Origin of the sequence: Streptomyces caelestis, assembly GCF_014205255.1 — a bacterium.
GTDB lineage: Bacteria > Actinomycetota > Actinomycetes > Streptomycetales > Streptomycetaceae > Streptomyces > Streptomyces caelestis.
The window spans coordinates 4,808,821-4,833,693 of sequence record NZ_JACHNE010000001.1; the positions used below are offsets into that span (position 1 = coordinate 4,808,821).

The 24,873-nt window shown below is 68.5% G+C and carries 22 protein-coding genes and 1 pseudogene; 9 read left to right on the forward strand and 14 right to left on the reverse strand.

Annotated features, from left to right (window positions below):
- Positions 1-26: 26 nt before the first annotated feature.
- A complete protein-coding gene (locus tag HDA41_RS22005) occupies positions 27-1,922 on the reverse strand; it encodes a potassium channel family protein (protein WP_184986399.1) in 1,896 nt (631 codons plus the stop codon).
- Positions 1,923-2,097: 175 nt separating this feature from the next.
- Between HDA41_RS22005 and HDA41_RS22010 the strand changes: the two genes are divergently transcribed.
- The 5 genes from HDA41_RS22010 to HDA41_RS41430 all read left to right on the forward strand — a co-directional run bounded on the left by HDA41_RS22010 (position 2,098) and on the right by HDA41_RS41430 (position 5,903).
- Positions 2,098-3,141 (forward strand): permease, encoded by a 1,044-nt coding sequence (locus HDA41_RS22010; protein WP_376706808.1) that lies wholly within the window; start codon positions 2,098-2,100, stop codon positions 3,139-3,141.
- A complete protein-coding gene (locus tag HDA41_RS22015; RefSeq protein ID WP_184986401.1) occupies positions 3,138-3,845 on the forward strand; it encodes a TIGR03943 family putative permease subunit in 708 nt (235 codons plus the stop codon). The genes HDA41_RS22010 and HDA41_RS22015 overlap by 4 nt, the downstream gene beginning before the upstream one ends.
- Before the next feature lie 86 nt (positions 3,846-3,931).
- Positions 3,932-4,390, forward strand: coding sequence for a Pycsar system effector family protein (locus tag HDA41_RS22020; protein ID WP_184986403.1), 459 nt, complete (start codon positions 3,932-3,934; stop codon positions 4,388-4,390).
- Positions 4,391-4,775: 385 nt separating this feature from the next.
- Entirely contained in the window at positions 4,776-5,477 is a 702-nt protein-coding gene (locus HDA41_RS22025; RefSeq protein ID WP_184986405.1) for a restriction endonuclease, read from the forward strand.
- Positions 5,478-5,771: 294 nt separating this feature from the next.
- Positions 5,772-5,903 carry a hypothetical protein gene (locus tag HDA41_RS41430; protein WP_260423350.1) on the forward strand — a complete coding sequence of 44 codons (132 nt, stop codon included), beginning with the start codon at positions 5,772-5,774 and terminating at the stop codon, positions 5,901-5,903.
- Positions 5,904-6,393: 490 nt separating this feature from the next.
- On the opposite strand, the gene HDA41_RS22030 is transcribed toward HDA41_RS41430, so the two are convergent.
- Together HDA41_RS22030 and HDA41_RS22035 are read right to left on the reverse strand one after the other, a co-directional pair.
- Positions 6,394-6,921: a hypothetical protein gene (locus HDA41_RS22030; protein ID WP_184986407.1), complete on the reverse strand. Its 528-nt coding sequence runs from the start codon at positions 6,919-6,921 to the stop codon at positions 6,394-6,396.
- Positions 6,922-6,940: 19 nt separating this feature from the next.
- Positions 6,941-7,303, reverse strand: coding sequence for a NucA/NucB deoxyribonuclease domain-containing protein (locus HDA41_RS22035; RefSeq protein ID WP_230299461.1), 363 nt, complete (start codon positions 7,301-7,303; stop codon positions 6,941-6,943).
- Here HDA41_RS22035 and HDA41_RS22040 point away from each other — a divergent pair.
- Positions 7,285-7,806: a lanthionine synthetase LanC family protein gene (locus tag HDA41_RS22040; RefSeq protein ID WP_230299460.1), complete on the forward strand. Its 522-nt coding sequence runs from the start codon at positions 7,285-7,287 to the stop codon at positions 7,804-7,806. The genes HDA41_RS22035 and HDA41_RS22040 overlap by 19 nt on opposite strands.
- Before the next feature lie 87 nt (positions 7,807-7,893).
- Complete coding sequence (gene fxlM / locus HDA41_RS22045) at positions 7,894-9,117, forward strand: methyltransferase, FxLD system (RefSeq protein ID WP_184986409.1); 1,224 nt, start codon at positions 7,894-7,896, stop codon at positions 9,115-9,117.
- A 199-nt stretch (positions 9,118-9,316) separates the two neighbouring features.
- Here fxlM and HDA41_RS22050 read toward each other — a convergent pair whose 3' ends face one another.
- The 6 genes from HDA41_RS22050 to HDA41_RS22075 form a co-directional block, all read right to left on the reverse strand.
- Entirely contained in the window at positions 9,317-9,700 is a 384-nt protein-coding gene (locus tag HDA41_RS22050; protein WP_184986411.1) for a hypothetical protein, read from the reverse strand.
- Positions 9,701-10,138: 438 nt separating this feature from the next.
- Positions 10,139-10,624: a cyclophane-containing RiPP N-acetyltransferase HaaN gene (haaN, locus tag HDA41_RS22055; protein ID WP_184986413.1), complete on the reverse strand. Its 486-nt coding sequence runs from the start codon at positions 10,622-10,624 to the stop codon at positions 10,139-10,141.
- A 92-nt stretch (positions 10,625-10,716) separates the two neighbouring features.
- Entirely contained in the window at positions 10,717-11,877 is a 1,161-nt protein-coding gene (locus tag HDA41_RS22060; RefSeq protein WP_184986415.1) for an FxsB family cyclophane-forming radical SAM/SPASM peptide maturase, read from the reverse strand.
- A 13-nt stretch (positions 11,878-11,890) separates the two neighbouring features.
- Positions 11,891-12,094 carry a HaaA family cyclophane-containing RiPP peptide gene (gene haaA, locus HDA41_RS22065; RefSeq protein WP_184986417.1) on the reverse strand — a complete coding sequence of 68 codons (204 nt, stop codon included), beginning with the start codon at positions 12,092-12,094 and terminating at the stop codon, positions 11,891-11,893.
- A 139-nt stretch (positions 12,095-12,233) separates the two neighbouring features.
- A complete protein-coding gene (gene haaT, locus HDA41_RS22070) occupies positions 12,234-14,987 on the reverse strand; it encodes a cyclophane-containing RiPP biosynthesis TPR protein HaaT (protein WP_184986419.1) in 2,754 nt (917 codons plus the stop codon).
- Between the two features lie 309 nt (positions 14,988-15,296).
- The gene (locus HDA41_RS22075; RefSeq protein ID WP_184986421.1) at positions 15,297-17,075 is read right to left on the reverse strand and encodes a hypothetical protein; all 1,779 of its coding nucleotides are present in this window, start codon (positions 17,073-17,075) and stop codon (positions 15,297-15,299) included.
- Between the two features lie 195 nt (positions 17,076-17,270).
- Between HDA41_RS22075 and HDA41_RS22080 the strand changes: the two are divergent.
- Positions 17,271-17,984: pseudogene (locus HDA41_RS22080) on the forward strand (LacI family DNA-binding transcriptional regulator); the annotation flags it as partial.
- Here the strand turns inward: HDA41_RS22080 and HDA41_RS22085 are convergent.
- From HDA41_RS22085 to HDA41_RS22095, 3 genes are read right to left on the reverse strand one after another with little or no spacing between them, the layout of a single operon-like run.
- Positions 17,982-18,509 (reverse strand): hypothetical protein, encoded by a 528-nt coding sequence (locus tag HDA41_RS22085; RefSeq protein ID WP_184986423.1) that lies wholly within the window; start codon positions 18,507-18,509, stop codon positions 17,982-17,984. The pseudogene HDA41_RS22080 and the gene HDA41_RS22085 overlap by 3 nt on opposite strands.
- Before the next feature lie 18 nt (positions 18,510-18,527).
- Entirely contained in the window at positions 18,528-19,817 is a 1,290-nt protein-coding gene (locus HDA41_RS22090) for a NucA/NucB deoxyribonuclease domain-containing protein (RefSeq protein WP_184986425.1), read from the reverse strand.
- A gap of 55 nt (positions 19,818-19,872) precedes the next feature.
- Positions 19,873-21,180 (reverse strand): hypothetical protein, encoded by a 1,308-nt coding sequence (locus HDA41_RS22095; protein WP_230299459.1) that lies wholly within the window; start codon positions 21,178-21,180, stop codon positions 19,873-19,875.
- 271 nt (positions 21,181-21,451) lie between these two features.
- On the opposite strand from HDA41_RS22095, the gene HDA41_RS22100 reads away from it, so the two are divergent.
- Positions 21,452-22,000 carry a site-specific integrase gene (locus HDA41_RS22100; RefSeq protein WP_230299458.1) on the forward strand — a complete coding sequence of 183 codons (549 nt, stop codon included), beginning with the start codon at positions 21,452-21,454 and terminating at the stop codon, positions 21,998-22,000.
- Positions 22,001-22,316: 316 nt separating this feature from the next.
- Here HDA41_RS22100 and HDA41_RS22105 read toward each other — a convergent pair whose 3' ends face one another.
- Complete coding sequence (locus HDA41_RS22105) at positions 22,317-23,855, reverse strand: hypothetical protein (RefSeq protein ID WP_230299457.1); 1,539 nt, start codon at positions 23,853-23,855, stop codon at positions 22,317-22,319.
- Positions 23,836-24,630 (reverse strand): class I SAM-dependent methyltransferase, encoded by a 795-nt coding sequence (locus HDA41_RS22110; RefSeq protein ID WP_184986427.1) that lies wholly within the window; start codon positions 24,628-24,630, stop codon positions 23,836-23,838. The genes HDA41_RS22105 and HDA41_RS22110 overlap by 20 nt, the downstream gene beginning before the upstream one ends.
- Between the last annotated feature and the right edge of the window lie 243 nt (positions 24,631-24,873).

Genomic DNA, 24,873 nt, shown 5'->3' on the forward strand with positions numbered 1-24,873 from the left:
GAGCTGTGAAGCCCACGGCTCGGCGATCACGCCCCCGCCCGCTCCCGCCGCCTCCGCCCCAGCAACTCCGCCAACCCCCGCCGCGTAGCCGCCAGCACCACCCGATCACCGGCCCCCAGCACATACGTAGGAGGCAGATCCCACACCAGCCCCGAAGCCGGCGCCCCTTCCTCCTCCGGACTCTCCCCCTCACCCCGCCGCCCCCCAGGAGGCGCTGTGTTGAGCGCCAGCACCCGCCACGCCCCCGCCCGGAAGGCCTGCCCCACCGTCCGCCCCTCCAACTGCGGGTGCCCGGCCACCTCCACCTCCGCGAACAGCAACACCCGCCGCTCGACCGGAATCGCCCCCAGAATCTGCCGTCCCATCATCGCCCCGGCGAACGCGGGCGCGGCCAGATGCGACACACTCCGGCTCCGCGTGAGGGCGAACGGATGCGCGGCCCGCAGCGTCCGGTACACCGCGGTGGCGAAGTCGTCGTCGTACAGCCGCAACACCACCCGCAGATCGGGCCGCACGGACCGGGCGTACAACGCGGCCTCCAGATTCGTCGTGTCCGCACTGGTCAACGCCAGCAGCGCATGCGCCCGATGGATCTTCGCGGCCTCCAGCACCCCCTCCTGCGTGACGTCCCCGAGCACCACCGGCACCCGCAGCCGCCGCGCCGTCGCCATCCCCCTGGCCTCCGGATCGGACTCGACGCACACCACGGGGATGTGCAGCTCCCGCAGCCGCGTCAGCACCCGCGTCCCGATCTTGCCGAGCCCGAGCAGCACCACATGCCCGCCGAGCCCGCGCGGCGGCTTCCGCAGCGCGGAGGCGCTGCGGAACGTGCCCAGTGCCTCCAGCACCGCGGCCAGCAGCACCGGCAGCAGCAGCAACCCGACCAGCCCGGACAGCAGTTGCAGGACCTGCCGCCCGGTCGACTCGTGGAACGCGGGATCGTTGATGCCGAACAGGTCGAGCAGCGTGACGTACGTGGCGTACAGCGGATGCTCCCCGGTCACGAACATCAACGCGACGGCGAGCGCGAGCACACACCCCACCAGCCCGGCCAGCGACCACCGCAGCCGGCGTGAGAACAGAGAGGCGAACGGCGGCACACCGCCCCGCCCGGAGGGCAGGGACGGCCCGGAGTACGACACCTGCTCCAGGACGACCGTCCCGCGCCCGGTCGCCGACGCCACCGCCGCCTCGTCCGGCAGCAGTCGCGGCCCCTGCTCCCCACTTCCCTCGGAACCATCCGCGCCGGCCGGGTCATTGCTCGTCGCGGACAGCAGCGCCAGGGTGCACAGGCCGGGGTCGGCCACCTCGCCCGGCCGCGGCGGCTGCCGCTCCACGGCACGCAGGACGAGCCCTTCGGTCTGGACGACCTTGCTGGTCCCGATGAGGGCCGTGGCGGCCAGCGCGGGCGCGGCCGTGTCGGCGTCGGACAGCACGGTCGTCGACGCGTCCAGTCCTCCCGTACCGGATCCCGTGCCGGAGGCCACCGCCGCCGCCTGGTCGAGCAGTTCCTCGATGTGCTGGCCCAACCGCCGGTTGTACAGACGGAGTACGAGCCTGAGGCGGGGGTTGAGCCGGCGGGCCGTGAGCGCGGCGCGGATGTTGGTCTCGTCGTCGTCGTACACGAGCGCCAGGGCCGCCGCACGGTCGGCGCCCACCTCGGTGAGCACGGCCTCGGTGACCTCGGCGGCCTCCACGACCTGCTCGTTCATGGCCGGTTCGGCGACGCCCGCACCGGTCCGGTTGACGGCCGCGCTGACCCGGTCGAGCAGGGCCGCCGAGGCGGCCCGGGCCCGTCCGACCACCGGCTGCCGCACCCGGCGCACCGAGGGCGGCACCACGAGCGTGACCTGTTCGCCGTACACACCACGGAGTTCGGCGGCCAGCCGGTGCGCGAGTCCGTCGTCCCCGCACACGATCATGTGCGTGGCCGGACCACCTGGCAGACCCTGGTTCGGAACGCTCCCCACGAGGGAGAAGACTGCCTCACCGGGACGGCTGGTTCCAGAAGGGACCGCGGTGGCTGAACGCCCGGCGTGGCCCGGCCGTACAGAAGGGGAGGCAATACCCGTGCGCACGACCGGAGGTACCGGGCCCGTGGCCACCACGAAACCCGCCCAGCAGACCGACGAGACGGTCGGGCACGAGACACGTCGACCGGTCGCTGACAAGGGCCCGAGCCCCGACGAAGCCCGCCACCTCAACTCCCCCCTCCTGCTCACCCTCCTGCTGCTCACGGCGGTGATGCTCCAGGACCCGATCCGCGCGGCCCTGTCCGCGCCGGTGATGCAGAGCTGGATGACGGTGTTCGTCGCGGTCCTGGTGCAGGCCCTGCCGTTCCTGGTGCTCGGGGTGCTGCTGTCGGCGGCGATCGCGGTGTTCGTGCCGCCGTCCTTCTTCGCCCGGGCCCTGCCGAAGCGCCCGGCCCTGGCGGTCCCGGTCGCGGGCGCGGCGGGCGCGGTGCTGCCGGGCTGCGAGTGCGCGTCGGTGCCGGTGGCCGGGGCGCTGGTCCGCCGAGGGGTCACACCGGCGGCGGCGCTGGCTTTCCTCCTCTCGGCGCCCGCCATCAACCCGATCGTGCTGACGGCGACGGCGGTCGCCTTCCCCGGCAACCCGGAGATGGTCCTGGCCCGCTTCGTCGCCAGCCTGCTGGTGGCCTGCGCGATGGGCTGGCTCTGGCACCGCCTCGGCCGCACGGACTGGCTGCGCCCGCCCGGCAGACCGTCGTACGAGGACCGCGGCAAGGGGGCGGCCTTCTGGGGCTCGGTGCGCCACGACGTGATGCACGCCGGTGGTTTCCTGGTGGTCGGTGCGATGGCCGCGGCGACGCTGAAGGCGGTGGTGCCGGAGCAGTGGCTGCGCGCGGCGGCCGGGAATCCGGTGTTCTCGGTGCTGGCTCTCGCCGTGCTCGCCGTCCTGCTGTCCATCTGCTCGGAGGCGGACGCGTTCGTGGCGGCGTCCCTGACCCAGTTCTCGCTGACGGCCCGTCTGACGTTCCTGGTCGTGGGGCCGATGATCGACCTGAAGCTCTTCGCGATGCAGGCGGGCACCTTCGGCCGTGCCTTCGCCCTGCGTTTCGCCCCCGCGACGTTCGCCCTGGCCGTCGTCGTGTCGGCCCTGACCGGAACGGTCCTGCTGTGAACCGCCTGGCCCAGACGGCCCTCCTCTTCCTGCTCGGCGCGACACTCCTGCACGCCGGTCTGACGGACCTCTATCTGCGCTACGTCAAGGCGGGCCTGCGCCCGCTGGTCCTGCTGGCGGGCGTGGTGCTGATCGTGACGGCGGCGGCGACGCTCTGGTACGAACGCCGCCACGCAGCCGAGCGACGGCCCCACCACCACGAGCCCCGTATCTCCTGGCTCCTCGCCCTCCCCGTCCTCGCCCTGATCCTGGTCGCCCCGCCGGCCCTGGGCTCCTACAGCGCGGCCCACACGGGCACGGCCCTGACGAAGCCCTTCGGTTTCCCGGACCTCCCCGCCGGCGGGCCCCTGCGACTCGGCGTGGCCGACTACGCCGGCCGCGCGGTCTACGACGACGGCCGCTCCCTCCGCGACCGCGAGCTGAAGATCACCGGTTTCGTCACCCTGGACCGGGCGGGCGCTCCCTACCTGGTCCGCATGGGCCTCAACTGCTGCGCGGCGGACGCCCAGCCGGTCAAGATCGCCCTGACCGGCAACATCCCCCCGGTCCTGAGCCCGGACACCTGGCTGGAGATCACCGGCCGGTACACCCCCCGCCGGACCAAGGACCCGGTCAACGACGGCCCGATCCCGTACCTCGACGTCACCACAGCCAGACCGGTACCAGCACCGTCCGACCCGTACGACGAGACATGGAACAACTGAGAACCGTGTACGACGCGTAGTACTCCGCGTACTAGCGAAGCCACTTCCGGGTACTCGGAAATCTCGCTGATCAGCGAGGGGGAGGCATGACCACACCGAGCGGCGACACCGGGACGAGGACCGGAACCGGGACGCAGACCGACCGCGCGGCGGAACTCACCCGGGACCTCCTGTCCGAGGCCCGCGAGCAACTCGCACAAGCCGACAGCAAGGCCGGACTGACGCTGGCGACCCTGGGCGCGGCCCTGACCGTCCTGCTCGGCGCGATCGCCGGCGGCCTCATCGCGCCCGGCCAGTACGCCGTGATCCCACAGCTCCTGGTGTGGGCCGGCTGCGCCGCCTGCGCCCCGTCCCTGGTCCTCCTCGGTCTGGCCGTATCCCCCCGACGCCCCTCCCAGGCCCCTTCCCCCGGCGACGCGACCCAGCTGGAGATCCTGTCCCGCACCGCCTGGATCAAGTACCGCTGCATACGCCGGGCGATGGCCTGGGGCGCGGTCTTCCTCACGCTCACACTGGCGGGAACGCTGGCCGGGGTCCTGTCCTAACAGACCGCGGCCGCCCGCGCCCACCCATGCCGCCCGGGGGATGGCCGTACACGCAACCGGGGCCGACCGGCGTCTCCCGGAACTGCCGACATCTCGGTTTCTTCGGTATCAACAACCCGCCACACTGGACCGGGAGGTATCTCCAGTCCGCATACGGTGCATCTGCGCTGCGTAACGCATCGGAACACACGTCTCATGCTCAGCGAGGCGAACTGGGGCATGCCTCCTTCCCACGGTGTGATGGCCGGGATGGGGTAGCCGCGAGGATCGGCGCCTGACGCCAGCCCCTGGCGATCCGATCCGGCCATGGCCGACTCGCGCCCTTCTCGCGCTGCCTCGGGCTGTTCACACTTCCCTTCACGGACCCGGGGGAGGAGCTTCGATCATGGCAGGGCGTGTACGGGGTGCTGCTGCTCGCAGGCGGCGGGCCGCACGGCTGAAGGCGGTTGCGGCCGGCAGTGGCCTGGTACTGGTCTTGCTGGCGGTGTTCTGGTCGGTCGTGTGGCCGTACATCACTGGGGCAGTGATCCTCGGCGGCGTCGGAGCGGCAGGCTGGTGGCTGTGGCGTACGGACCGGCTCGTGCGCGGCCGGGACCGTCTGTGGCGGCAGGAAGACGCGGTGAAGGCCGGTCATCGGACACTGGCCGAAGTGGACGCGATGACCGGCACCGAATTCGAGGAACTGGTCGCAGCCCTCTGCCGACGGGACGGGTGCAGGGACGTCCGGCGAGTGGGCGGCGCCAACGACAACGGCGCTGACGTCGTCGGCCGCCTTCCGGACGGTCGAAGCGTGGTGATCCAGTGCAAGCGCTACGCCCCGAGCAGCACGATCGCGAGTCGTGAGCTGCGCGATCTGCTCGGCGCCAAGGTGCACTTCGGGGCCGACTTGGCCGTGTTCGTGACGACTACGCGATTCAGCCGCCCCTCAGAGAAGTTCGCGCTGCAGCACGGAATCCTCGCCGTGCACCGGGACCACCTCGGGCTGTGGAACAACGGGGCCTCCCTGCTGTCCCTGAGCGAGGTGAACGGCCAAGGGCAGGGCGACCCCCGCCACCGAGCGCGCTGGAAGCGGGCGTACGGGAATTGACCGAGCCCGCAGGAGGGTGAGGTCTTCGGCCGAGCCGGCTACCGACTCCTGGGGCCGACCGCCTACAACTTCGCTCCAACGCTACTGGCGTGGGCATACACCACGGGGTGCAATGAAGCCGAAGCAGCTCTGCGCGGGCGCCGGGGTCGCGGGTGTCAGTGGCTTCCGGTATCAGTCGATGCCGAAGCGATCACTGACCACGTCGCGGGATCACAGACCCACCTCGGTCGCAATCGGGCGGCGGCGTTCGCGGCATCTCTGCCGACCGTTCCCGAACTGGAGAAGAAGCTGGAGATGCAGCGGGAGAAGGGCTATAAGGGCTGGCCGTCGGTTCCTCTGTCCGCCCTGGTAGCCGAATCCGGCGCGGTGGAGGGGATCCTGGCCGCGATCCAGGAGCTCATGGACGGCCAGGAAACCTCCGCCTGAGCGGCTCGGTGGCGCTGTCGTCAGCAAGCGGCATGGCAGGGAACGCCGTCGCTGCCAAAGCGCTTTCAACACCCCTGTGATGGTGCGCGGCTATCGGTGCAGCGGCGACCGTACGGCTGGTGTGATGCACAGCCGGCACGTGGAAGACGTAGGTCAGGCCGGTGTCGGGGTCGGTTATGCGGATCGCGCCGTCCACGTCGTCGTCCCAGGCCGACACGAGTCGGGAGCTGCGGGTCTCCGGCCGGACCGGTTCGTTCGTGTCCGGGTCCGGAAGGGGGGAAGCTGAGGCGGGCGCCGTCCGCCGTGGCGTAGACGAGCCCCTCGTCGTAGGCCTGCACGCGCGGTCGAGGGTCGAGACCCAGGTGGGGCCGATCCAGCTCCCGACCACCCATTCGCTGGGGCCGGTGTCGACGGCTCGTGATCACTTGTCTGGGAGCCTGCCGGGATGGCGCGTCTTTCGATGCGGCTGTCACGCCAGCACGTACGGAACTCAGAGGTCGTCTTCATCGACGGGTTCGGGTTCGCGGATGTAGGCGAGGTCGAGGACGTAGCGTTCGGTGACGGGGCAGTCGTCCCAGGCTTCGGTGAGCTGGTCTTCCGGGGAGTCGTCGGTGAGCTGGGCGAGGGTGGTGTTGTAGTAGTCGGCTGCTGCCTGGCGGCCCTGCCACCAGGCGTGGCCCTCGTAGACGCCAGGGCGGGGCAGGGTGATCTCGTCGGCGGGTCCGCGGTCGAGTTGGCCGATGACCAGGATGCCTGTTTCGGATTCGAGGCTGACGTCGATGTGGCCTTCGGCCTCGGCGGGCGGGGCGGGGGGTGTGTCCCAGATGCGGATCGTCATCTGGACCTTCATGTCCGGTTGAAGGCTCACGAGGTACAGGTGGTAGCCGTTGCCGGCCACCACCTGTATCTCTGCAGCGTCCAGGGCTGCTTCGTCGCCGAGGTAGGCGTCAGCGTCGTAAACCTCCAGTACGCGGCGGCCGGGGGTGACGGTGACGTTGTGTTCGGCGAGCAGCGCCATGGTCAGTGGTGTCTTCCTGCTAGTTGGTGATCTTCACGTAGAAGGGGTCGCCGTTCAGGACGCGGTTGAGGGTGTACATCTCGTTGAGGCGCTCTCCGCCCTTGCGGTTGTCCTTACCGTCGATCAGCCGGACGGAGAAGCGGTTGTCGCCCTTGGTGGACCCTTCCTTGGTGGAGGCGAAGGGGTACTCGTCGCACTCCAGGCCACTGCCGGTGTAGTCGCCCCAGACCTTCTTGCATTCCTTGATGGACTTGTTGCGATTGTCGTCGATCTTCTTCGGACCCACGACTCGGTGCAGGGGTTCCTTCGCTCCCGGGACGCTCTTTCCGGGCCAGGAGGGGAAGGTGCGCTCGGGACGGTTCAGTGCGTCGTAGATGTGCACGGCGCTTTCGTTACGGCACCGGCTCGCACGCCTGGTGGCCGGACCTGATCACCCGAGCCGAACACCGACGCGGCGAGCTCCAGCGCCCAGGACCGAGACGCCCGTCCTGGTGCTACGGCACCCCCGGCATCGCCCGCGCCCAGCAACTCGCCAGCCTCGCCCTCGGCGACCGTGACCGGCAACGGCAAGCCGAGCAGGCCCTGGCCGGATGTCTGGCCGACGATCAGCAGCTCGCCCAGCTCACCGACGCATCCCTCTGCCACGGTTGGGCGGGGCTCATACAGACCGTCTCCCGTGCCGCCGCCGACGCCCTCGACGACGAACTCGCGTCGCATCTACGCCGCCTGAACGTCCGGCTCAACAAGCACCTGGACCACCACGGACTGCCGGACGGCGTCGGCCTGATGGACGGCACGGCAGGTATCCACCTGGTCCGTCTCACCGACCCCGTCAACACGGCGATCACCGCCCCCTGGGACCGCTGCCTGCTCCTGACAGGGTGACGCCGCGAACCGCATCCGCACACCAGAACAAATGAGAACGATCTGCCCCTGCCGTACGCGCAGCCGGGCACCTTCCGAAAGGACGCGATGAACACCACCACTGGCGCCTCCCCCGAGGACCTGCGCAACCGTCTGGTCGACGCCATCCTGAAAGAGGACATCTCCGGCCTCCGCGACGCACGCGTCGAAACCGCCATGCGGACCGTACCCCGCCACGCCTTCCTCCCCGACGCACCCATCGAGGAGGCGTACGCCAACAAGAGCGTGACGATCAAGGAGAACCCCGACGAGGACGCACTCCCGCTGAGCTGCGCCTCCCAGCCCGACGTCGTGCACTTCATGCTGGTCCAGCTCGCCGTCCGCGACGGCGACAACATCTTCGAGATCGGGGCCGGCACCGGCTACAACGCCGCCCTGCTCAAGCACCTCACCGGGAAGTCCGGACAGGTCACCACATGCGACATCGACGCCGACGTGACCGCCTACGCCCGCCGGACACTGGACGCCAACGGATACGAAGACGTTCGCGTCGTCACGAGGGACGGCGCCCTCGGCGCCCCGGAGTTCAGCCCGTACGACCGAATGATCGCCACGGTTGGCATGTGGGACCTCCCCGGTGCCTGGTGGGACCAGCTCGCCGTCGGCGGACGCCTCGTGGTCCCGCTGCGATGGCGCGGGCTCTCCAGGGCCGTGGCCTTCGAACGCGAGGAGAGGCGGATGCGGTCCGACTCCGTCAAGATGTGCGGCTTCCTCCCGGTGATCGGCCAGGACGGGGAGCGGAACGACTACATCGACGACGACCGGCTCGTCAGGCTCTACTGGGACGAGGACCAGTCCATCGCCCCGGAACTTCTTCGCGACGCGCTCACCCGACCGAAGTCGGTCGTCTGGACCGATGTGACGGTCGGCCTCGTCGAGTCGTTCGACGGCGTCTGGCTGCGGTTGAGCGCCACCGAGCGAGTGACCTGCCGCATCACCGCGAAGCCCGCAGCGGTGGCGGCCGGCCTCCACCGGCCCGCCTCACCCGCCCTGAGCCCCGCCCTCGTCGAGGGGGACTCCATCGCGTACCTCACTCTGGAGCGGACCGCCGAAGACCCCGAGACAGAACCCCGGTTCCGGCTGGGAGCCGTCGGCTATGGCCCGGCCGGCGCCGATCTCGCCGAGCGGATCTGCGCGCAGATCCGCGCCTGGAGCCCGGCCCGGACCGCCGAACCCGTCGTCACGGCCTACCCCGCGGACACACCGGACAGCGACCTCGCCGACGGAGCCTTGATCGACCGGCCCTCCGTGCGGCTCGTCATCGCCTACTGATCCTGACGCATGCGGGCGTGACCGTGGCAGGTGCGCCCGCACCCGCCATCGCCGCACCGCCCACCGCCCCGGATCGCCTGCGGTGGCGGTCAACGGGAGGGCAGGATCTGCGCCGTGGCGCTCGGGCAGTTTCGCCGAGAAGACCGCACTGGACCGCCATTTTCCGAACAGGATAGGCGGTACCTTCACCTTCGCTACATCATTCCCATTTCTCGCCCGTCGCTTCCTGGTAGCTCCTTCTGAACTCTTTCAGCTTCTCCTCGCCTTCTTCGTCGTGGACCCCATATTCCACAAGCATATTGAGTTCAACAAAGTCCTCAATAGACAGACTGTTGTACCAGTCCGCCTCCTCCTTGCTCCAACCTTCCTCATCATCACGCTTGTTGAACTTACCTGCGCTCCTGAAAGCGATGAAGAGGCTAGTCGCGACGATGCCCGCAGCACCGATGATGACTTTCTTCTTCTTGAGCAGGCTTTTCGCCTTCTCGGTGACGGAGGTGGTTTCGCCATCCTCAGAGGCGCCTTGCTTGGTCATGGCGGTACCTTTCGGGTCCAGAGTTGGTTTGCTGCGGATCATGCCCACCTGGCATCCACGACCACGTACCGCGTGGTCCATGACGTCTCGGGTCGTCCCGAGGGTGTCCTCAGCCGCGACACTCACTTCACCCAGACAACGACGCCTGGCATTCCTCGCACCGTCGTACGGCCTGCCGCGCGGTGTTGCCCGCCGTAGCGGTCGCCGGATGGCTGCTGCTCAGCCTGTCCCAGAGGCCACGCGGCGGTTGAGGAATCCACCCCCAGCGTGGCGACTTCACCAGTTCCTCAGTGAGGTGGGTGCAGCCTGGCAGGTGTGCGTACTGCGTGGGCGAGACGAGGATGGTGTCGGCGGCAAAGTGTCGCCATTCCTGCCGAGTGGGAGATGCGGACTGCGGACTCACAGCAGAAGCGGCCGATGAGCATGCACACCCCAGCCCGATGATGCAGTCACACCGCTCGCAGCGCTCCTCTTTCATAGTCTTGCTCATTCTGGGGCCGCTCCGGTGCCGACCCGGTAGACGATCTTCCCGTCGAACTCGGCGAACCCGAGTGACTTGTAGAAGGCCCGTGCCCCGGGGTTGTCGCTGTCGGTCATCCATTCCACGCGGCTGCACCCGGGGCGCGCTGCGGCGATGGCACGGAGTTCGTCCATGAGGCGGGCACCGATGCCCTGCCGTCGGAGCGTGCCACGGACGTACAGCTCCTTGAGGAACAGGGAGTGCGAGGAGCCGGCGGCCGGCCAGAGGAACGAGTAGGCGGCGAGTCCGATGATGTCCCCGGTCTCATCCTCGACGAGCAGCGCGGAGGCCAGCGGCGGCGAGCCGAACAGCGCCTCCTCGACCTGGATGCGGCGTTCCTCCAGTGGCTGGATACCGGTGTCGGTCGCCCCGTAGAACCGCTCGATCTCCTCGATCAGCTCGGCCACGGCCGGGACGTCCCGCTTCTCCGCGGGACGGATCGTCACGGTCATCGGCGCCTCCTGTCCTTCCTCGATTGCTTCGGTCGCTGCTGCACTCGTTCGTTCCAACGCGTGATCCCCTCCTGGCGGTACGGCACACGCGTCTACGGCGACGAGGCGGCCTGCGCATACGGGTTCCAGCCGTGCTGCCGCAGGGAGCCCTGGACGTGTCGGATGAGGTACTCCAGGTCCGCGCAGTAGACAGACGGGTTCCGATAGCCCTGGGCTTCGCTGAAGCGGTGTGGGAGGTAGCCACCGCCGCACACGTCCACAAGTGGGCAGGCGCGGCACTGCTCGGCGAGCGCTTCCTTGCCGTGTTGCCGGTGCAGCAGCTTTGGATGGGACAGAGCTTCGTCGAAGGAGTGGCGGAGGACGTCGAGTCCGAGCCAGGTGGCACCCTCCTCGACCGACCGCAGGGTGTCCACGGCCTCGATGGAGCCGTCGGACTCGATCACGACGCTTGTCGGCGGGGCCAGGCCGAGCGTCTCCACCGAGCCGCGCACGCCAGAGCTGAGGGCCACGATGTCCTCCAGCATCCGGACGCTGTGCCGGTACTCGGGCCGGTCGAGCCAGGCGTCGTAGACCCTGCTCATCCACAGCCCGTACTCGGGCACGCTCGGGTCGGAGCGGTGCGGCGGGTCGTCGTGGGTCGCGTGCGGCAGGCCGAAATCGATCACCGGCGGTTCGAACGCCGCCAGGTAGTCGTGGACCTCCACGGGGTCGTTGGCCAGGTCCACGACGGCGAGCAGCCCCGCGAACAGGTGTGGCCGCGACCGCAGGAGTTCGATGCCGCGCACGGCGGAGGCGGCGCTCGACCGCCCGGCATGCGTCAGCCGGTGCCGGTCATTGGCAAGCGGCGGCCCGTCGAGGCTGACGCCGACCGCAACCTCGTACCGTTCGAAGAGGTCCAGCCACGCATCGGAAAGAAGAGTCCCGTTGGTCTGGAGCTCGAAAAGGACCCGGGTCCCGGCCGGCACGCTGTCCCGGACGGTCTGCAACAGACCGGCCATGTGCCCGACGCCGACGAGAAGCGGCTCCCCGCCATGCAGGACGACGTGGATGGCCCGAAGGCGGTGTGCGGAGGCGTGCTCACCTATCCGCCGGGCCGCAGCCCGCACCACAGCGAGGTCCATTCGGGCGGGCAGGCGCCGCGCCGCCTGGTCCTTGGAGTTGAAGACGAAGCAGTAATCGCAGTCGATATTGCAGCGGTTGGCGACCTTGAGGATGAACGTCCGGAAAGGAACGGGGCCTTCGGGTTCTGTCATCGAGCGGACGTGCTCACAGCGGCCAGGGCCAGATGAGCGAGGCCGCGTGGGCACCGTCGCCGACCCGGGCCGTCGCGCCCTCCTCTGCCTCCAGCCGTTGCCGGACGCGGGCGGCCACGCGGTCCAGGACGGCGGTGCCGGCCGCCGTCGGCTCCGTGGACGCCGGGCCGGCGGGCGTGATGGTGCATGGCTCGGTGACGGACGTGGGTGACGGCATCCAACGCTCCTCGTGAGGTACGTGCCGGAGGTGGCACGGTGCGACGGGGTTGAAGCGACAGATCAGCCGGAAACGTAGCATCCTCAACCACCCACCTGGCACGGGAAATTCGGCCACAGGGTCGGCGTCAGCCGGACCGCTACACCAGCAACCGTTCGATGTCGTCCACGGACGCGCTCACCCCCAACCGCCGGTACACGGTCACGGCGGCTCGCAGCGAGTCCACGCCGTGACCAGGCCCGTCAACCGTCCAGTCGCAGCGGCCGATGCCCTCCAATGCCCGCGCCTCCTCCAGCGGGCAGCGGATGTCCCGCGCGAGCGTGAGCGCCTGACCGAAGTGCCGACGGGCGGCTGTCGGTTCATCGGAGGTGAGCAGCAGCAACCCCCAGTGGTTCAGTGCCTCCGCCTCGCCACACCGGTCGCCCAGGCCCCTCAGGATCTCCAAACCGCGTTGGAACGCCTCGATCGCGCCGTCGCGCTCACCGACGATGCCGCGCGCCACGCCCAGCTCACTCAGCGAGGCGGCCTCACCCCCTCGGCTGCCGAGTTCGCGGTAGGCGCCCAGGGCCTCCTCCAGAAGCCGGATCGCCTCTGCCGCATCCCCGGTCACACGCTCCACGACGCCAAGGTGACGGATGCTGTTCGCGCGGCCGAACCGTTCACCGAGCTCGGTGAAGTGCGTCAGGGCCTGGCCGTGTGCCGTCCGCGCTGCCTCGATGTCTCCGGTCAGCCGTCGGACGACGCCCAACTCGTTCAGCGCGTAAGCCTGGTGCACACGGTCGTCCAGCTCCAGGTAGATGTCGAACGCTTCCTGGTGATGCCGCGCAGCCAGGCCGTACGCGCCCATGAGGTTGTGCACGACACCCAGGTCCCGCAGGGAGTTCGCCTCCCCGTATCGGTCACCGAGTTCTCGGTAGATCGCCAGGGCCTCGGTCTGGGCCTCCACCGCGGCGTCGAACCGGCTCATCTGCCGGTGTGTCATGCCGAGATCCGCGAGCGCGTTCGCCTGCCCGAGCCGGTACCCCAGCTCACGGTAGAGGGCTAGAGCCTCAGTCTGGGCGCGGGCCGCGTCCTCGTTGTCCGCGGTCAGGTACCAGACGATGCCGAGCTGGTTCAGTGCCTCGGCCTTGCCACGCCGGTCGTCGACCGCTTCGTACGCCGTCACGGCGTCGTTGAGGGCTTCGATCGCCTGTGGGTAGGCGGCCATGAAACGGCGTACGACACCCAGCTCGGCGAGAGCATCACCCCGCGCCCGCTGGTCGCCGGTTTGGCGGGCGGCCTCGGCGGCCGTCCGATGGAGCGCGACGGCCTGGTCCCAGGGGCCGGCCTGGCGCAGGAAGGGCGCCATGGCCGCTGCAAGTCGGACCACGAGGTTGTACAGGGCGAGGCCGTTCGCCCGACGGACGCAGGCCAGGATGTTGGCCCGCTCGGTCTCCAGCCAGCTCAGGGCATCCGCCCGCGACTCCAGGACCGGGGTTTCCACCCGCGCGGTGTCGTCCGGCGCCGGTGGCACCGCAGCTCCGCTGCGCACGGTGTGCCCGTTCGCGATGGCGAGAGCGGCCAGGTAGTAGGTGCACACGCGCTGGACGGCCTGTACGTGGTCCATGCCCTCTCCCTCGGCGGCGAGACCGCGAGCGTAGTCGCGCAAGAGATCGTGCAGCCGGTAGCGACTCCCCGGTTGCTCGTCGATCAGGTGGTCGTCGTAGAGCGCCTCAAGATGCCGACGGGCCATCACGACCGAGACCTCACCAAGAGCCGCACCGACGTGCGGGTCGAGATCGGTGCCGGGGAAGAACCCGAGCTGTCGGAAGAAGCGCTGCCGCTCCGGCGAGAGATCCCGGTAGGAGAGATCGAACGTCGCGGTGACGGCACGTTCCCCGGCACGCAGCTCTCCCAGCCGGTCCCGCGCCGCCACCAGCCGCCCGCGCAGGTCCTCGGCGCTCCAGGACGGATGGTGCCGCAGCCTCGCCGCGAGAAGCGACACTCCCAGCGGCAGACACCCGCACAGCCGCACCAACTCGTCCACCACATCCCGGCCGAGAGCGTCGGCCGGCCGCCCACTGAGCCGTACGAAGAGTTCGACCGCGTGATCCGGCGGCAGTGCGTCCACCGACATGACCACCTCCTCGTTCGCAACCAGCCGCTTGCGACTGGTCACCAACACCAGGCACCCGCTCCCACCGGGGAGCAGCGGCTCCAACTGCCGGTAGCTGGCCGCGTTGTCCAGAATCAGCAGGGCCCTCTTGTCCGCGAGCCTGCTCCGCCACATGGCGGCCCGGGCCTCCGTAACCGCTCCGACGTCATCACCGACGGGAATCTGCTGCGTCGGCACGCCGGCAGCCGTGAGAAGTGAGGCGAGCGCCTCGCCGGCCTGCACCGGAGTGCGCCCCGGCGTGTGCCCGTTGAGATTCACGAAGAGTTGTCCGTCGGGGAAGCGCTCAGAAAGCAGGTGGCCGGCGTGCACGGCGAAGGCGGTCTTCCCGACGCCTGGCATGCCGTCGATCACATGAACGGGCAGCCCCTGACCACGCTCCTGTGAGGCCCGCACCGAACCCACCAGCCGCTCCAGTTCCGCAGCACGGTCGGTGAACGCGGCGGTGTCGCGCGGCAATGAACGCAGCACCTGGGCGGCCCCTGGCCCTGCTCCATCCTCCGGTCGGCCCGGAGGGGTGGGAGGCCGCGTCTCGGAGAGCCCGGCGAGCAGGGCCGTCAGTCCCGCCATCGTCACGCCCAACACGACGAACGAGAACCAGGCGTGCTCCTGTAACCACCCCAGCCAGCCCGGCCACCGCGACTCATCGGACACGGCGTTCGTGACGAGCCCGACCAGCATGGTGGTCACAGCGCCGCCTCCGGCGACGACGGCGATGGCGATCCCGCGCCGGAGTCTCATACGAAGGCTCCAGCAGCAGCCAGAGGAGCGGCCGATTCCCCCCTGGTGCCACTGATGAGACACCACGCACTGCCAACCGACCTGGTCACGAAGGCAACCCCCGAGTAGAACGCCCCAACTTCCCTAACGGAACAATCCTCGTAGACCTTGGTCAAGGGCGCGTCTGAGCCACGAGGTGCGCCAGCTGCCGCAAGGCGCGCTGGCCCACAGCCACCGCACCATCTTCAGAAGTCCACGCAACCTCTGATGATCACGCGGCGGCTGCTTCCTTATCGGCCCCGGCCACGAACTGGTCAATCGGCTCGGGGCCTACCCGGCATCGCAGGTCGTGGCCTCGGATCCAGCCGGTTCGGTAGACCTCGTGCCAGTATTCTCGCTCTTCTCGCTCTTCTCGCCCGCCTCGATGGGGGCGTAGCGCCGCCGTTGCAGCTCATCGCGTTCAACGTCCGGGATCGTCATCGACTCGGCAAGCACGGCGGCAAGCGCGCCCACTTGAGTGTTGTCGATGTCAGTGTGGAAGAGCCACCGGATGTTCTCGTCGCGCGTGATGAGGTCGATCGCCAAGCGCGCGCTTCTGTCCTGTGTGGTCGTTGCTCGGACGTATCGCACTTGGTCAATCGGGATGTCTTGACGGATCTCGGCTTGCTCAAGGAACGCGTTCGTCTTGGCCGTGATGATGCGGCGATCCGTGACGGCGACCAGTGTCTTTGCCGCAGCCTTGTCCCTCGCGGCCGCCAACTTCTCCTTCGCTCCGCCGACGATCGCAGAAATTGGACCAAGGGCATCGAGCTGGTCGGGGAAGCCGAGGACACGTAGGGTCTCACCGTCCTCGAGGAGCCATCGCAGGATGCGAAGGTACGGCTTGAGATCCAGCGATTCGGGTGCGCAGACGACGCCCGGAGCCTCAAGCGGAGGGGCCGGCGGCTGGAGAGCATTGGCTAGAGGCTCGATCGCCTCCAGAAGACGGGCGGCGGTGTCGCGGGCTGCCTTCACGTCCTTCCGCTTCCCCGGCAGCGGCCATGCGTCGGGGCCGGGGAGCTCGGCGGTGATCCGCAGCTCCCGCGTCAGCGCGTCGACGAGGCTCGTCGACGCGGCGAGAGCGGAGTCGAACTCCGCGCGGGTGTCGCGCGCGATGACCTCGGCGTACTGCGCCTCGGCGGCGTCTTCGCGTCCAGCGGCTCTCGCCCTCGCGGCGCGGAGCGCGTGATATCCGGTCCATGCCTTGAGGGAGGACAGGAGGGCGTAGGCATCGAAGGCGATCGCCTCGGCGTTCGTCTGCAGATACTCACGGTGGCTGCGTGCGTCGGCCCGACCGATCCGCCTGACGTGGTCGCGGACGTTTCCCTGGTAGAGCTCAAGCTGCTTCTGCAGCAGCGCTCCACTGCCCGCGACGTCCTCCCACAAGGACGTCGGGACCGACTCGATCTCTCGCGCCTGGTCGACCGCGCGATCGATGGCGGCGGCGAGCCCCGTCAGTTCGGCCCACTGACCCTTGCGGGTGGTGGTGAGGACCTGACTTGTCACCGCGAGGTTGGTCCTGACGAGGCCTGAGACCTCACTCAGCATCATCTGAAGGGCGACCATGGCCAGCGCCGGCCCGATCGAGGCCGCGGTCTGCGCCTTGCTCACCGCATTCACGGAGTAGAAGCGGGCCTGATGCAGGATGCGGCCAGGAACCATCACCGCTCCGAGGTTCCCGCCGTCCTTGATGGCGAGCGTCGCGCCGCTGTTCAGCAGGGCCTGTGCCGTGTCGCCGATCCTGTACAGCCCCTGCACGCCGGCGAACGCGTTTCCGAGATTGCCGACCACCGTCGCCGCGTTCCCGATCGAGGCGAGGATCGCTGAAATCTGCTTGCGGTCGGCAGCCGGCATGATCCCGAAGTCGATCAGATCAGGCTTCAGCTCCGGCAGGACCTCACCGGCGACGACAGCCACCCCTGGGAGCACCTCCACCAGAACCGTCGACGCCGTCGTCGAGTCGATGTCCGAGTTGGACGTCGGATCGTCCACAACAGGTGAATCGGCGGTATTGCTCCGGCCGTTCTCCTCAGGCTCGGCGATCTCCTTCGAGTCCGAAGGGTCCTGCATGCGATCTCCTCCCCCGCGGGCGCGCGCAACGGCCGGACGTCGTCGGCGTCGACTGCCGGAGTCTACGGCTCAACGCCTTGCGGGCAGCCCGAATCCACCGGGTTGATTCCGCACTGGCTGGTGTAGGCATGGGTGCACCCGACGGCGCAAGGCCGCTCCCGGCGGCGCTTGTCGGTCACTCCAAGCAGGGCTACCAGCAGGTTCGCCCGGCCCGGCGCCATACGCGTGGCACACCAGCTGTACGAACTGGACTCAGGTGAGCTGATCCGCTGCCCGCCCAAGGACGACAGATACCGCACCATCGACGCGACGGACTGGCTATCGGCCCTGGTCGCTGACCACATCGCACGTACGAAACCGACGCCGTGCCCCTGCCACGGCAAGCGCTACGTCTTCCACGGCCAGGACACCGCCCGCACCGGCGGACACACCGGTGCCAGGCTGGTGGACGTCGCCCGACGCGCGAGTGTCTCCACCGGCACCGTATCCAACGTCCTCAATCACCCCGAACGCGTACGGGAGGACACCCGCACCAGCGTCGAACTCGCCATCGTCGAGCTGAACTTCGTCCGCGGCGGCACCCCGACGGAGAACGCCGCCCACTGGCGCCGCAACGGCTTCGCCACCTGGCTGTTCGCGCCTGTCACCGCCGGGTGGTACCCGAAGAAGGCACCTCAGGAGCCCCGCCCTGTCCCGCTGCTCGGCGAGCCCTGGCCCGGCATCCCGGTCCGTGGCCGCAACGCCCAAGGCCGGGCCGACGCCCGCTGGCTGCCCGGCGCCAGAGGGCTCACCCCGCATGGCCTGCGCCACTCTCACCGCACCCACATGGAGGATCTCGGCACCGAGAAGGTGCTGCCGGAGCCCGCGTCCCCTTCGAAACGGCTGCCACACCGGCACGGGCGGATTTCAGAGGTCGTCTTCATCGACGGATTCGGGCTCGCTGGTGTAGGCGAGGTCGAGGACATAGCGTTCGCTGAAGGGGCAGTTGTTCCATGCCTGGGTGAGGTGGTCTTCGAAGGTGTCATCCGTGGGGTGGTCGAGGCTGGTCTCGTAGTAGTCGGAGGTCGCCTGGCGACCTTCCCACCAGGCGTGGCCTTCGTAGACGCCCGGTCGGGGCAGGGTCATTTCTCCCGCCGGCCCGTACTCGAGTTGGTTGACGACGAGGACGCCGGTTTCGGACTCGAGACTCACGGCGACATGGCCTTCCGCATCGGCGGGCGGGGCTGGCGGGGTGTCCCAGATGCGGATGGCGACCTCGACGTCGATGTCGGGTTGCAGACTGCGGATGTACAGGTGGTAGCCGTTACCGGCCACCACCTGCCTGCGGGCAGCGGCCATGGCGTCGTCGTCGCTGAGGTAGGCGTCGGCGTCGTAGACCTCCACGACGCGGCGGGCCGGTGTGGCCTTGCAGCTGTATTCGGCCAGGAGCGCCATGATGCCGCTGCCCTTCTGCTAGTTGGTGACCTTCATGTAGAAGGCGTCGCCGTCCAGGATCCGGTTGAGGGTGTACATCTGGTCGAGCCTGCGGCCGCCGGTCTCATTGTCGTCGCCGTCGATCAACCGGACGGAGAACCGGTTGTCGCCCTTGGTGGAACCTTCCTTCGTGGAAGCGAAGGGGTATTCGTCGCACTGAAGGCCGGTTCCGGCGTAGTCGCCCCATACCTTCCCGCATTCCTTGATCGAGCGGGTGCGGTTGTTCTTCTGCTTCTCCTTGTCGACCAGCCGGTGCAGCGGTTCCTTCGCTCCTGGAACGCTCTTTCCGGGCCAGGAGGGGAAGGTGCGCTCGGGGCGGTTCAGGGCGTCGTAGATGTGCACGGCGCTTTCGTTGACCGCCGGGTCCTTCTGACTCATCACGAGTTCCACACGCGCCTTCGTGAAGACGGTGCCCTTGTACTTGCCCGCGACCTTACCGGCGTAGTCATAGCGGACGCCGGAGTTGTAGGCGTTGCTGCCTTCCATGTAGGGGGCGGAGTTCGGGGAGCTGGCGCTCAGGTCCATCGTGACGGTCGAGAGGACGCGCTGCTGGTTGCCCTGCTCGAACAAGGCGCCCTTGTCCGGGGAGGTGTAGGTGAGGTTCCAGTGGGGCTTGGTGTCCCACACGCCGAGCAGTTCATCGCGGTTCACGGTCTGCGGCGCGGTCACCTTGGGGTCCGGATCGCTCTTGGATGCGTTGATGCTGTGGTGGAAGTGCTGGCCGATCCGCCACTTCGTGGCATCTTCGGTGGGTATCGGCTCGACCCATATGTTCTCGATGCTGGCGACGTAGTCGACGCGCCGGCTGCCGTCGTAGGCGAAGCCGAGAACCCATTGGTCGAACTTGAGGCGGCCGAGCGTGGTCGTACCCCTGATGTCACGCAGCACCAGGTCGAATGGACGTTTCTGGCAGCTCTCGAAGCGGGATTTGATCCACCCGGTGGCGGTCTTCGCCTGTGCCGCGTGGTTGGCACACTGCTGTCGCAGGTCCTGTTGGTCGCCGGGGGCCGGGTCGGCCGCAGCCTGCCGCGCCACGGACTCCGACCTGTGGGACCGGGCGTATTCGGCGTACGGGATGAGCCGGTCGAGGCCGCGCAGTTCGTCGGCGGGGAGGGACGCGGCGTCGACGAACACGGTGCCCTCGGGGGCCGGGGCGTTCGTGGTCGAGGCGGCGTAGGTGGCGGTGGTGGTGGCCGCGGTGAGTAGTGTCAGGGCCGCGGTGGTGGCGGTGGCGCGGGCGAGACGTATGAGTGTGGTGCGTATCTTCACCAGTGGACTCCTTGCGGGCGTGAGGAAACGACGGGGCATCTGCGGCACGTGGTGATCACGAGGGGTCGCAGAGGTCGCCCCAGCACGCCTCCAGCAGTGCGCCGGTGTGTGCGGAGTAGCGGGCGGTGAACCCGTCGAAGCGGCGGTCGGTGCGCTGCAGTCCCGGGGTGGGACTGGTGGAGGTCACCGTCCAGGCGGCGTCCCCGCTGCCGTCGGCGGCGTTCGAGCGAGTCTTCAGCCCAGCGGGTGAAGCCGGCGGCTCGACGGTGAGGGCGTCGTTCGGGACGCCGAAGGCGGCTGCGGCCCGGGCGCGGATGTCGGCCGCCGATACGTCTGCGTCAGCTGCGGCGTCTTCCGATGCCCCGCTGGACGGCAGAGCTGCGGCGTTGCAGACCCGCACGGTGACGACGCACTCCGACAGGCCGGGCACGGTGGCCAAGCAGCTGTCGGGGTCGTTCTCCAGGCAGGCTTGGAGAGCCTGCTGGTTCACGCCGTTGAAGGTGGAGGGCAGGCCGGCTGCGGCGGCGTCCGGGCTGCGCGTAGGGGCAACGGGTGCGGCAGCCGGGGAGGTCACGGCGGCGGCCTGTCGGCGCGGCTTGCTCACCGTCCACTGGGTGAACTTGCTGTTGTCGGTCAGCTTGGTGGTGAAGCAGCTCGGCGGCTTGTGCGTCGTGCTGCACACGGGAAGCGTGACGGACTTGGCCACGTTGCCCGTCGCCACCTGCTGCCACGCCTTGTTCCCGGTCATGAACTGCATGCGGTTCGCGATCGAGGGGACGTTGATGTACTTCGGCCCGGTCACCTCAAGGCCCACGTCGATGCGGTTGGTATTGCCGCCAATCACTTTGAGTTGTTTGGTGGTGGAGCCGACCTTGTTGAAGTCGTAGAGCACGTCCCACTGGTTGCCGCTGTCCTGACGGACGGTCATGTAGGTGTGGTTGCGCTTGTCCGGCTTGGTCGGATTGACCCCGGCCTTGATGGCTGTCGTGCGGCCACCGCTCGTGGTCAGCTCCGACCAGCGCGGCCCGTAGGTGTGGGTGGTCTTCCCCGTCTTCTCCGCGTACAGGCCGATCTCGATGTTGGGAGCCAGCGGACTGCTCGACGTGTTCGGGCTGACACGCAGGTAGTTGGCCGCCTGCACGGTCGCCGAGCCGGTGTCGACCTGATCGAAAGTGATCGGTATGTTGCGCCAGGTGGCGAAGCCGCCGATCATCGGTTCGCCCGGCTGGCTGCACGTCATCGCCCAGAAGGTGATGCGGGCGTTGTAGAGCCCGGTGCAGGCTTCCTTGGGTGCGGCGGCACTCGCTGACGGTGCGGTGCCGAGAACGGTGAGTGCGGTGACCCCGGCGCACGCCGAAGCCAAGAATCTCGCGCGCGAACGCGACAAGGTTCCCCCTAGAAATGATCAAGAATGGTCACAAGGAACCTACAGGTGCTCCTTCTTTGACACGTATGCATATAAGGCAAGTTGGCCGAGTTTCCACACGTGATCACGGCCACGTCTGGCCGATTGCAGGTCACCGACTCTGCTGTGGAGCCGCCGAAGCACTGGGCAGGTCGCTGAGCACGGCCTGCCCAACGGCCGCGCCGCCGACGTCAGCCGGGCCGACGCTCAGGCTCGACGCATAGTGCTCGTGATTGAGCGGATCACGTCTTCCTGGAGACGACGGACGGCAATCCCGCCCCACGTCGCGGTGTGGCGCTCGGTGCGCAAGCACGGTGAGACCAAGACCAGGAAGAGCCGCCGGACCATCGCTCTGCCGAAGCAGGTGGTCGATGTCCTCGAAGAGCACATGCGGTGGCAGAAGCAGGGGCGGGCATCGAGAGGGATGGAGTGGAGCCCGACCGGTCGTGTCTTCACGACTCGGAGCGGCGAGCCGCTGGACGCAGCCAACGTCCGGCGAGACTTCAAGGCCATAGTGAGGAAGGCCGGACTGGAGCCTGAGCGGACCCCGAGGGAGCTCCGGCACAGCTTCGTGTCCCTGCTCTCCGACCACGGCATCCCCCTGGAGCGGATCGCGCTCTTGGTCGGCCACAGCAGTCAGTCGACCACAGAGGCGGTCTACCGGAAGCAGCTCCGGCCCGTGATCACGCAGGGTGCCGAAGCGATGGATGACATCTTCGCCGAAGATCAGGAAGGGAAGGCCCCGGAGGGCGACGAAGAGGGAGACGCGGTGGCCTGATCGAATTCGTTTGGCCCCCTGTTTGGCCCCCGAGCATGACAGAGGCTGTGTACTCACGTGAGTACACAGCCTCTGACCAGCGTCGGGGTGGCGGGATTTGAACCCACGACCTCTTCGTCCCGAATGAGGTTCGGGTGGTGATCTTGTCTGCCTGGATTGTGTTCGCGCAGGTCAGGGCGGTGGTCCCGGTTGGTCTCGGGTGGTGTGGAGGGGGCTTCGGGAGCGGGTCGGCTCCCAGATGGCTCCCAGTGGTGGCACTGAATCCTCAGCAGGGAAGGCCTCCCGGGCCTCGTGCTGCCGCAGGGTTCGGCTGCCCCTAGGCTGCCACATGCTGTGCGAGAACCATGCTGCCGCCGAGCGGTGAACTCGTACCTCGTTGTGTCTGCTTCTCCGCTGTGCGCCTGGCCTCACCGGCTGCTTGCCGGGGGCTGGTTTCGCGGAGTACTTCTTCCGCTGTCGGGTGCCCCTGGACCCAGCCGCGCAACGTGTCGGAGCGGCCCGCGCCGCTGTCCAGCAGCTGGCGTACTTGGGGCGAGTCCGCGAGGAAGGCCACTCGTGAACTCATGACCACCGCCGATTCGGCGGACAGGACGGCCGCGAGATCGGTGAAGAGTCGCAGGAAACCGGCCGGGCTTGATTCCTCGACGCCCTCGTCGACGGCGTCCAGCACGCACAGTGCGGTCCCCGAGCGGATGAGGTAGAGGAAGAGTTCGTAGGCGCGCGAGCGGTCCGACGTCATGGCCGGCGCGAGAAGTCGGGCTGCGTACTCGGAGAACGGTTCGTCCTTCGGCTTGAGGCCGAGGTCGAAGTAGAAGCGGAAGCGGCGGATCTCGGGGTTGCCGGCCAGCGAGCGCAGGAGCGTGCTCTTCCCGCTTCCCGGACGGCCGGTGACCAGGACGTTCGCGCTGCCGCGTGCCAGACGCGTCAGGAGTTCCGCCGCGTCGCCCGACTGCTCCATCCTCGACTCGCCGGTGCGGGGGTCGGTGGTCAGCGCCGCCGCGACGACAGCCGCCCTTGGCTCCTCCGGGCTGTCGGCGGAGGTGAGATCGGCGAGGTGAGTGTCGAGACTGACGAGGGTGTCGACGAAGCCGTCGTAACGCACGATGCGGAAGTCCAGCCCCAGCATGGAATGGAGGGCGCCGGGTGCCGCACCTCCGTCCTCGTCCAGGACGACGAACCGGGTGAGCTTGGGCAGCCGGGTACGCAACAGCTCCCCACCGCTGGAGGCCAGGACGGTACTCAGGTCGTCGGCGTCCCTGGAGAGCATCAACTCCACGTATTCCAGCCGCATCCCCGCCTCGCGGCAGAACAGCTGGTACACCGTGTCCGGGCTGAGGACGAACCGCTTCACCTGCCGGTAGCCGAGAGTGACGTACAGCCCGGCGAGGAACTCGCAGCGGCGGGCCACCTCGGGCGCCATGTCGGGCTCACCGCCCAGAAGGGCCGCACTCCCGGTGTTGGTGAACCAGACCAGCACGTCAACGAGCCTGCGGACCGCCAGCAGGCCGTCCTCGTCGCTGATGTCGTACCCGTCGTGTGTGGACCGGTTGCGGAGCCGACGAATGTCGTCGAGCGCATCTAGAACCGTGCTGCTGCGGATGTACGGACGACAGCGCTTGACCAGGTCGTTCAGGGCCTTCGTCGAGGGATCGCCCTCGACGCCATGGTGGCGCCAGAGCTCCTTGAGCAGCTTCTCGGTCAGCTTCCCGACCAGGGCGACCGCGTTCTCGGGATAGCCGTCGTTGAGGGACCGTAACGGCCGTTCCAGATCAAGTCCCAGCCGATCGGCGATCCGAGTGTGGTCGTCGAGTTCACTTCGTAGGCGCCGCAGCCGTTCATCGACCATGGTGCTCATCAGAAGACTCCCCACGTCGCTGGCCGAGGACGAACGCGAACCGGTCCGGAAACACCAGCACGGGCTCCGGATGAGCGACTTGCATCTCTTCGATGCCCTTCTCGATCTCGCTGTCGCTGAAGGTGGAGAGCAGGGACATGTAGCGGGCACGCACCATGCCGAGGTACTTGTCCCGGTCGATACGCAGCTCATGCTCGACATAGCTGAGCCCGGCCTCCAGCCCAGCAGCTCGCAAGTGCCCCTCGATGACGGCCGGATCGGGCTGCAGCTCCTCGAAGCGCGCCAGGGCCGCCTCGAACAGCGGGTACTGGATGGTGGCCGGGAGCATTACCACCAGTAGCCGGCCTCCGGGCGCCAGCCGGTCGGCCAGGCCGCGAAGCGTGTGCGCCGGATGGGCCACGTGATGCACCGACTCCTTCAGCCACATCGCATCGAGCTGCTCGTACGGCAGTCGCGCACGTCCTTCGGCGACGTCCTCGGCAGAAGCAACGATCGGGGCAAGGTCGGCCGGAGGCGGCGCCCCGAGCTGGCTGAGCATCGCCTCGGAAGGATCGACGCACAAAATGGGATGACGAGGCTTGAGCTGTTCGGCTGCTTCCCTGGCGAACAGTCCCGTACCGGAACCGATGTCAGCGATCCGGTCCGTCGTACCGAGCCCCAGTGCCTCAACGATCCGGCCGGACATCCAGGGAACGTAGTCCGAACCGTAGACCCAGTGCTCGTCGTACTCGCCTGCCAACTCCTCGTAGTGCCCACGCACATCGGGCCCCTCCACGATCCCCCTCGCGTGTCGCCGGTCGTGCCGTACAGGGCAGAGGAGAGACTATCGCGAGTACTTGATCGGCAACAGGCTGTAACTGGACGTTTGAGCGGCTATCGGTCAAAGCCCGGCGGCCGCTCCCTCCAGGGGCGGGCTGGTCGGCGGCCTGAGCGACCGCTGTAGGCAATTCCGTGGTTCTGGGGCAAAGCCAGCCAGTTCGCCTGTCGTAGCTATGCGCAAGATGCTTCGAGCGAACGG